The sequence below is a fragment of the Sphingomonas sp. genome (assembly GCF_050725575.1).
Classification (GTDB): domain Bacteria; phylum Pseudomonadota; class Alphaproteobacteria; order Sphingomonadales; family Sphingomonadaceae; genus Sphingomonas.
On sequence record NZ_JBOHHW010000035.1, the window covers coordinates 47,372 to 55,770 of the forward strand.

The following is an 8,399-nucleotide window of genomic DNA, read 5'->3' on the forward strand; positions in this document are numbered from 1 at the left end:
CTGGCAGCTTTCGAATTCGGTGACAGTGCGTTTAATTCATGCTGCCCCCTTTGAGCGGCGCAGACTGTGCAGCAGCGGAGAACTCTTAACTAGCGCACTGTCACCGAATTCTGCGTCACCAAATTCCGCTTGCTATCTCTGCGAACTCAGAATCACTTAAAACGTTAGTGATTTTTGGCCGGAAGTTGATCGACTGTTTCGGCTCGGAGGTCGCAAAAGCGGCATTAATGGCCCAACACTCCGCCTACGTCGTCTTTCGTCGTTTCCCCCCAACCCGAGGCTTAGAGGCAGTACTTTCGAAAAGATCATTTGGTCTCGGCTCAGGCGGCACCCGGTCCTGCCGTTCTGCGTGGTCGAGCAGGAAAAGGGCTTCTCGCAGCAGGCGAGACACCCGAGACTGATCGACTGTTTCGGTCCGTCGCACACTTTCTTCGGCCCGACGGAATGGATTTGGCACTGGCGCGGACACGGATGGCAGGAGTTCTACCTCGAAGATAGAGCCGAACGTATTTTGAATATGACCAATATTCTTCGTTCCATTTACAAGCAGCATTTCGTCATAATTCACGAAAACGCTGGATTTATCGAAAGCACTTCTCTTAATTGCAGCGCGCCTCACCAGGTGCCTTCCAAGAGAGTTGCGATAGGTTAGACCGTCAAAGCTCTTTTGAAATCCGGAGAAAAATGCGAACCATAGTGGTGCGCAGGCATATTCCTCTCCGAATTCTAGAGCGAGCCGGAGGTAGTCCATCGATCCATCGCCAAGCTTGGCGACCAACCATCCCAGAATTGCATCCTTTAGTGGGCGCGGAGCGGGGGAGGATTTGATACTATTAGCAGCACGATCTAGAATACGAATTAGCTGTTCTCTAGGCAGGCCAGTTGCTTCATCAAACTCCTTTATGGAGTTCCCAATACTTGGGAATTCCGTCCAAAAATTTCCGTCTACGACACTGCGCGTATCTGAAAACGTACTTCGCACCAGTGCTCCCAAAAGCGCCATCCAATCGTGACCGCGATCTGCTTCAGGCTCGGGAAGAAGGGCGCTGGTAGCAATCAACCAAAAGGAAAGAGATTCATTGGCTGACAGTTTTGGTGCGTTGCCGCCTAACTGGCGAATGCCATCCCAACGCTCTGCGAGGTCAACGATCTGCGCTGGATGAAGTCCGCAATACAAGCCTCTCATGGCAGCAAAAGAGAATGTCAGAACGCAGTTCTGCACCGATGGGTCACGCCCTCGCGCGCCCATCTGTAAAACCGCCTCTGCAATTGAAACTGCAGCGAGTGCGTCTAACACCTTCCTTGGGAGCCAAGGTTGAGGAAGTTCAAAAATGTCGAATCGCTCCACATCGGATCCCTTAATAACCCGAAAGAAGCTTGTGAATGGTTTATAGTCGCCAATATAAGTATAAGTCCAAGCCAAGAACTCATCGTAATCTTTATCAGTCACAACGATTACGAACGTCTCAAATAAGCTATCTAGACTTGATTCGTTATCCCACACCAAGAGTAGAGCGCCTACCTTGCCTGCATCCTGTAATGCACCCACAAGTTGCGAAGGAGAGGCGGCGTTGCCGACCGTCACCCGCGCACCCTGCTCTCGCGACGAAAGAAAGTCGAGCAGCCCCCGGCGATCGGTAAGGTGAAAAATCATGGTCATGAGCTCTTGAAAAGTACGTCGAGGTCCACGCGCGCCGGCGCAGGCTCCAGAGCGGACATTCCGTTCTGGAGGCGTCCAGTGAGCGCTCCCTCACGATAGATTGCAAGGCTCGTTTTAGCCCTAGTCACCGCAGTGTAAGCGATCCTAGTCCGATTCTTCGGAAAACGACCGATACCATCGGCCGCCAGCAGGTGCACAGCCCGAAATTCCAAACCCTTCGCGCCGTGAACGGTGCCAACCAGGACACGGCGCTCCGGGTCTAACGGCGAGTAGCCGGTCTCGAACATCTGCAACTGAATCGAATCAGCAAGGTAAGAACGCGCAAGGGAAGCATGCACCTCCCTCAGATCACGCCGGAGCGGACAAAGAACACCAATGAAAGCAGTGGGATAGGCGCGCAACTGGTCCGCTATGACCAGAATAGCGCGACTTACCTGAGCCTCAAGCGGTTCGCTGGGGTAAGCGATCACCTCCGAAGGGACGGCAATCTCATCATATTGAGACGCAGCTTCCAAGCCCTCCCTTTTCCCCACCAAACCTCGTATCCCGTCAGCAACGCGGCATATTTTTCGGCCATTACGGTAATGGTAGGAAAGATGACGCACCTCATCGCAATGCGCCTGCAGAGTACTCAGCGCTTGCGAATCTCGATAGATTGCTTGATTGGAGTCGCCCGCCGCGAATATGTGGTCGGCAAAGCGCACTAGTTGTTCGATCTCAGATTTAGAATAGTCCTGAGCTTCATCCAGAAGCAGGCAATCCAGCCTATGATCCAGCACTTCGGCGTCAGACAAATTCTGAAGACCCTTCAGTATTTCCTGCCTAACAGTATCGAAGTCCGTATTCGTAGATATCTCGACTCCATATTCTCGAAGAATATCACCCGCCCACATACGATATGTTCGAATCCTATCAGGCTCTACGTTATTTGAGTCAGTGCCATTTATCAGAAATTCCTTTAGCACTCTTCCGAATGTGAGAACCTGATAATTATTTCTTCCCTTCGCCTGCAGGAATGCGGCCCGTAGCAGCAGAAGATTAGTCTTTCCGGATCCGGGAGGTCCAACTATAAGAAAGCTTCCTTTCAATGGAAGTGCAATGACATCTTTCTGTTCATCATCGAGCTGATCGGTCCTAGTCCACCAAGACGCTTCCATTATTCAGCCCCTTCCTGCAGAGCGGCAACCTGCACGTTATCCATGCTCGTCAAAACAAATAATCCTACAAATTCTTCTATTTCTGATTCATCAAAAGTCCCTTCAAATACCGCCACCCATCCGCTGGGCTGCCAATCACCACCTGCCGAGGCCGTGTGACAACCAGCGAGGCGAATGACGCGACTGGCCCGGTCCGTCACTTCGAAACTCAAGCATACTGTAAATCCGTTCGGAATACCTACTCGCTCGGACGGCTCAAAATCACACCTTATCGCCCGATGATCAGCGACCTCGTAGACAATGCGCCTTCCCAACTGCAAATCGTTTCGACCTATAGTCCTCATCAAATCTTGCAGAAGATTTGCAGTCATTTTCGCCAAGGGATCGTCAGCCTCTGCCATCGGCGATTGATAGAGTTTAGTCTCTTCTTGAATTGTAGTTGCCGCCGCCAGTCGCTGCCGAATACGCTCGCGCAGCTCCAATGCCATGTCAGTCTTGGGAGCTTTGGCAGCGAAGCTCTCCCACCGCACCAAGCGAAGGCGGGTTTCGGGCGATTTCACCAAGCAATTTTGTGCCAGGGTCACCAACCATGGCCCTACCGTTGCAGACCTAATTGGCACCACCTCAGTTTGCACGGCATGGGCTAGCCGGGCGGGAACGCCCAGATGTTCTTCAAAAAGGGGCTTCTTCATGATGAGGTCGTGAAGCACTGCCCCCATCTGGTAGAAGGAGAGAGCTCTCCACCCATCTAAGTCATCAACCTCTTTCCGTAGGGCAAACTCTGGAGAAGCGTATTGATTGGTACCGATGAATATAACCTGGCTCCCATAATCCGTAAGCCCACCTTCCCCAACCGGCTTAAGAACACCAAGATCCAGAAGAGTTAATCTCTGAAAATCTAGAGAAACCATGATATTTGCCGGCTTTATGTCCCTATGAGCCAATCCAATATCTTCTAAATACTTCGCTGCTGAGGCAAGCTGCTCAATTAGAGCAGCAATATTTCCTTCCGGAATCTCTTCTAGGCAATCTGCTAGACTTCTTCCCTGCAAAAACTCCATTGCTAGGAAGTGATATCCGAATTTCTCGTCCACGCCGGCGTCAAGCATTCTGACTAAGTGAGGGTGGTCGTGGTTAATCAGCTTCTTTTCGCGTTCTGATCTTACGATCAAGGCATCACCACCAAAGCGATTTATCAAATCGGTATCGAAGATTTTTATAGCGGCCTGAGCCCCCTCCTTCTCCCCATGAAAAACCGCTGCAGACTTACCGTTGTCCAGAAATTTCGTAATACGCCATCCGAATATCTCTTGCCCTTTCAGTTCCTCAAGTATGCCAAGCGCCTTCGCCTTATCCATTCTGATCCCCTCCCCATTCAAGGCATCACAATAGGAGCCGGTGCGCAAGTCAATTTGTCACGGCTAATTCAATCCGTTTCGGATAGAATATCTAATGGAGCAGGCCTCAATATGACGACCGATCATATACTTCCGGCCACAATGGGAAACTCACTAAGACAAGCGTTAAAAATGCGGTTTGGATTCAGCCGAGCGATCGGGCATTTCGGTCATCTTCAGCGCACGAGCGCTAACACTCGCTCGACCTATCTCGCTGGAATTCGCTTGAATTCGGCGACAGTGGATCAATTCAGACTATTTGGTTGGCTTAGCAGTTGGAGGCACTTCGCCAAAAAGTGCACTGTCACCAAATTTCCTGTCACCAAATTTCCGAATTTCCAGCAACCAATGACAAACCAACCGCGTGTCGCGATTGCCACGCCTCTCAGATGCGCTTAGCCGCAGCATAATATGACGAGGGTAAGATGATCGATTTTTCCGGGCTTCAGGCCACCAGTGCAATCACGGACGAGTGGAAATATCCTGCGACCGATCCGAACCGGAGCGGGCTGCTTCAGGTCGATACCGCTCCCGACCACAAGCTCTACTGGGAGGAATATGGCAACCCGGCGGGGGAGCCCGTCATGTTCCTGCACGGCGGACCGGGCGGCGCCTGTGCGCCGGTCATGGCGCGGTTCTTCGATCCCGCGCGCTATCGCGTCATCCTGTTCGACCAGCGCGGATGCGGCAAGAGCGAGCCCACGGTTGCCAATGCAGGCCCCGCCGTGGCGCTCATCCGCAACTCGACCGACACTCTGGTGCAGGATATCAACGCATTGCGGGTGGCGCTTGGCATTATCGGCAAGATGCACGTTTTCGGTGGCAGCTGGGGCAGTACGCTCGCGCTTGTCTATGCGATCCGGCACCCGGAACATGTCGCCTCTCTGATCCTGCGCGGCATCTTCATCGGCGCGCGCGAAGACCTGCGCTATATGTACCAGGGCAATGCCGCGACCTTCGCCGAGGTGCCTTTCGCGCTCACCGAGCCGGGTAGCTATGTCGCCTATCCCGACGAATGGAAGGCGTTCGTCGAGGTCATTCCCGCCGGCCAGCGCGACGACATGATGCGCGCGTACAAGGCGATCTTCGACATGATTCCCGCAAGCGACGCCGACCGCGCACTGCAGTTACGCGCCGCGCTGGCCTGGTCGATCTGGGAAGGGACGATCTCCAACCTGATCCCCAAGGACGACGACGCGGGCAAGTTCGGCGATGCCGAGTTCGCATTGTCGTTCGCACAGATCGAAGCCCATTTCTTCGCCAGCCATCTGTTCCTGGAGCCGGATTATATTCTCGGGAATGTCGACCGGATTGCCGAGATTCCGATGCATATCGTGCATGGCCGCTTCGATCAGGTGTGCCCGCTTACCCAGGCATCGCGTCTGATCGATGCCCTGGCCGCGGTCGGCGCCGCGCCGGCCAGCTATGTCCGGACCAATGCCGGGCATAGTGCGATGGAGTTGCAGACGGCGCTCGCGCTGAGCGCGATCATGGATGGGCTGGCGCCGATCCGCTAGACGGCCATGTCCTTGGGAATCTGGGCGTGGACGCGGGTTGAACGAACGACCGGCTGTCGATCTGAACGCAGCGAAGGCGCCGAGTGGCTAAGTGACAATGATATCCTCGGCCGGATCGCAGATCACGTCCGGGCCCGTCGCCTGCGCCCGCACCTTAGCGCGAAACGCATCGATGTCCGCCAGAGGCAATTCGAAGTCACTCCTCTTCAACGTCACCGTATCGACAACGGCCCCTCTACTTTTTGTAATGAGAAATATCTCCGCTCTGCCCGATGCCATCGCTTTGACATCCGCCCAGTCGGTCGCCAGTCTCACGCCATATTGAAGCGCGATCGTGCCCCGGAGGGCGGCGGATTCCTCCCACGGCCCTTCCCGGTTCACTCGCAGTTCCAATGTCAATTTTCTCGGCAATTTCGCGGTCGGCAGATTTCTCCAAAGCCGCTCGCTGTCGAACATGATCAAGCCACGGTCCCAATCGAGCGCAACCGGGGCGTGCGCTTCCCACCGCAGCGTCATGCGCACCGCGTGGGCTTGGGGAGAATTGGGCGTCCACATGACGACCTCGTAATCGGCTCTTCCGGCCGCTCCGGCGCCTATGTTCACGGCCAAGCGCCCCTGAGGAAGCTCGATCGAGTCCATCCCACCGGGACGGCAGGTTCGATTCTCCGCCGCGCGCGGTAAATGCGCGCAGCCCGCTGTGGCCAGGGACAGAGATACAAGAATTGCCGATTTCATTCGGTTCCATGCCTCCATCGGCGTCCACAAGATCGTTCGCCGCGAACCGAACATCATCGCGCGAGCGGGCGTGCATCGATATCATGATACAGGTGTGTTCGCGAGGGGACCGTGCCTATGTTAGGGGGGCGCTTGGTAACCAAAGAATGGCCAAGCGCTCCCTAACATAGGCAAGGTCGGCCTGGCCGAACGAATGACCGCTTTCGGCCATCGCGGTGCTTTGGAGACCCGTTGAACGAACGCCTGATTATCCGCTCCCCGCACCATGCCAGTGACGTGCGGCCCCAAACAGCGGGGCCGCGCCTCCTTTCGGAAACGCGGCCCTTTCCCGTTATCGGAAGATCAGCACTTGACGTTATGACCGGCCCGAGTGCGGCAGCGGACGACCTTGATGGGGTGCTTCCGCTTGAAATTGACGCTTGGGCGCAACGCCTTGTGACATTTGACATGATGGCCGCGAACATAGGTACGGCAGACCTTCGCGCTCGCCGGGATTGCGGACGTAACCGCCACCCCCGCCAGCGCGATCGCCAATGCGATCCGAGTCATCATCCTTCTCCTTTGCAACAATCCACCGGCAGCGGCCTGTAAAGCAGCTTGCCGTACAACATCCCGGATTTCGCCAACGACGGCCGTGTCGTTTCGATCCCTGGTTCGGCATTTTCGGGATCGCCATGCGCCGCTGTAACGGCAACGAATAGGCGCAAATCCGTCATCGTATCTGCCCCCAATTGTGTAAGTCCGTGCGGCGACACGACGTACCAACCTGGCCTAATCCGATGCTTCGGTGCGGGTGATTTGACTTGTCGATACTCAAGTGTCAGCCTTCTCCAGTCGTCCGATCCTGGGGGTGTGATGATGCGACTTTGGACGCGACTTTGTGCATTTGCTCTGGCGGGGGCGGTCATGCACCCCGGCACTGTGATGGCACAGGCCGAATTCACGACGGATCCTTATGGTGCGCGCGGCGACAACGGGCTGGACGTGCGATGTTATGGCGACCGCTATGTCGTCGGGGTGATCGGGGCGTCCGGCACCAATGTGGATCGCCTCCAGCTGCAGTGCGCCAGGCTTGGGGCCGACGGCATGGCGCTGCCGGCGGACACGACGAGCGTCTCGGTCGGCGGCAATGGCGGTGCGCCCGCGACCGTGACCTGCAGCGCGAAAGCCTATGCGCGATCGATCATGGTCACCCTGAACCAGGCAAAAAAGCAGGTCCGCGAGCTCCGCGCCGGGTGCGGGAACGCGGCGGGCGAAGGCGCCGGCTTCGCGATCGGCGGACCGGACGAAGGCCAGAGCTTGATTCCGGGGAACAACTATATCTGGTACAGGGACTGGGCCTGTCCCGCGACTATGGCGGTGACCGGTCTGAAGGTGCGTTACGGCCAGCACGTCAACGCCATCGGCGTGATCTGCACTGCGATCAAACTCCAGCCAGCGTCGGCGCCACCGCCGTCGACGACACCGCCCGGTCCGGTGCAGCCCCGCGAGATAAAAACCATTGGAAAGCCGACGGACGGTTCGCCGGCGCCCGTGGTAAAAATGCCGAGCTTTGTCGGCCGTTGGGTCATGACCAGCAGAAGCGGCAAGAGCTTCACCCTGATCCTGCGCGAAGGTCTTCTGAGCGAAGGCGGGCCCGACACTATTTTCGGCACCATGAGCGCCGGCGATCCGAACTACACCGGCGCGTTGACCGGTAAGGTCGGCAACGGGGGACGGAATTTCTCCTTCACCTACCGGTATGGCGGGACCGGCAAAAGCGGCAGCGGGAAACTGCTTTACAAGGGCTTCGACGGCAACGCGATTATCGGCAGCATAAAAAGCGACGGCCCTCCCCCGGCCGAAGAGGTTTGGGGTGGCGCGCGACGGTGAGCGGTGAAGGCAATATGCGGCGAAAACCCGCTCGCGGCGCTTTGAACGGTCATGGGAAAAT

7 protein-coding genes are annotated in these 8,399 nt (G+C 56.1%); 2 read left to right on the forward strand and 5 right to left on the reverse strand.

Annotation, left to right across the window (positions count from 1 at the left end; translation table 11 throughout):
- Window positions 1-244: 244 nt before the first annotated feature.
- From ACRECS_RS19745 to ACRECS_RS19755, 3 genes are read right to left on the reverse strand one after another with little or no spacing between them, the layout of a single operon-like run.
- Complete coding sequence (locus ACRECS_RS19745) at window positions 245-1,660, reverse strand: hypothetical protein (RefSeq protein WP_431584655.1); 1,416 nt, start codon at window positions 1,658-1,660, stop codon at window positions 245-247.
- Window positions 1,657-2,817: a UvrD-helicase domain-containing protein gene (locus ACRECS_RS19750; RefSeq protein WP_431584656.1), complete on the reverse strand. Its 1,161-nt coding sequence runs from the start codon at window positions 2,815-2,817 to the stop codon at window positions 1,657-1,659. The genes ACRECS_RS19745 and ACRECS_RS19750 overlap by 4 nt, the downstream gene beginning before the upstream one ends.
- On the reverse strand, window positions 2,817-4,175 hold the full coding sequence (locus ACRECS_RS19755) for a protein kinase domain-containing protein (RefSeq protein WP_431584657.1): 1,359 nt from the start codon (window positions 4,173-4,175) through the stop codon (window positions 2,817-2,819). The genes ACRECS_RS19750 and ACRECS_RS19755 overlap by 1 nt, the downstream gene beginning before the upstream one ends.
- Before the next feature lie 464 nt (window positions 4,176-4,639).
- On the opposite strand from ACRECS_RS19755, the gene pip reads away from it, so the two are divergent.
- The gene (pip, locus tag ACRECS_RS19760) at window positions 4,640-5,731 is read left to right on the forward strand and encodes a prolyl aminopeptidase (RefSeq protein WP_431584658.1); all 1,092 of its coding nucleotides are present in this window, start codon (window positions 4,640-4,642) and stop codon (window positions 5,729-5,731) included.
- A gap of 87 nt (window positions 5,732-5,818) precedes the next feature.
- On the opposite strand, the gene ACRECS_RS19765 is transcribed toward pip, so the two are convergent.
- Both ACRECS_RS19765 and ACRECS_RS19770 read right to left on the reverse strand, forming a co-directional pair.
- The gene (locus tag ACRECS_RS19765; RefSeq protein ID WP_431584659.1) at window positions 5,819-6,466 is read right to left on the reverse strand and encodes a hypothetical protein; all 648 of its coding nucleotides are present in this window, start codon (window positions 6,464-6,466) and stop codon (window positions 5,819-5,821) included.
- A 342-nt stretch (window positions 6,467-6,808) separates the two neighbouring features.
- Window positions 6,809-7,015, reverse strand: coding sequence for a hypothetical protein (locus ACRECS_RS19770; protein ID WP_431584660.1), 207 nt, complete (start codon window positions 7,013-7,015; stop codon window positions 6,809-6,811).
- A 375-nt stretch (window positions 7,016-7,390) separates the two neighbouring features.
- Here ACRECS_RS19770 and ACRECS_RS19775 point away from each other — a divergent pair, with 375 nt between their 5' ends.
- Entirely contained in the window at window positions 7,391-8,338 is a 948-nt protein-coding gene (locus tag ACRECS_RS19775) for a hypothetical protein (protein ID WP_431584661.1), read from the forward strand.
- The last annotated feature ends 61 nt before the right edge of the window (window positions 8,339-8,399 follow it).

What these genes read in the sequence shown, in the direction of transcription:
- ACRECS_RS19745 (WP_431584655.1), bottom strand. Translation starts at nt 1,660, where the DNA reads ATGACCATGATTTTTCACCTTACCGATCGCCGGGGGCTGCTCGACTTT.
- ACRECS_RS19750 (WP_431584656.1), bottom strand. Translation starts at nt 2,817, where the DNA reads ATGGAAGCGTCTTGGTGGACTAGGACCGATCAGCTCGATGATGAACAG.
- ACRECS_RS19755 (WP_431584657.1), bottom strand. Translation starts at nt 4,175, where the DNA reads ATGGATAAGGCGAAGGCGCTTGGCATACTTGAGGAACTGAAAGGGCAA.
- pip (WP_431584658.1), top strand. Translation starts at nt 4,640, where the DNA reads ATGATCGATTTTTCCGGGCTTCAGGCCACCAGTGCAATCACGGACGAG.
- ACRECS_RS19765 (WP_431584659.1), bottom strand. Translation starts at nt 6,466, where the DNA reads ATGAAATCGGCAATTCTTGTATCTCTGTCCCTGGCCACAGCGGGCTGC.
- ACRECS_RS19770 (WP_431584660.1), bottom strand. Translation starts at nt 7,015, where the DNA reads ATGACTCGGATCGCATTGGCGATCGCGCTGGCGGGGGTGGCGGTTACG.
- ACRECS_RS19775 (WP_431584661.1), top strand. Translation starts at nt 7,391, where the DNA reads ATGGCACAGGCCGAATTCACGACGGATCCTTATGGTGCGCGCGGCGAC.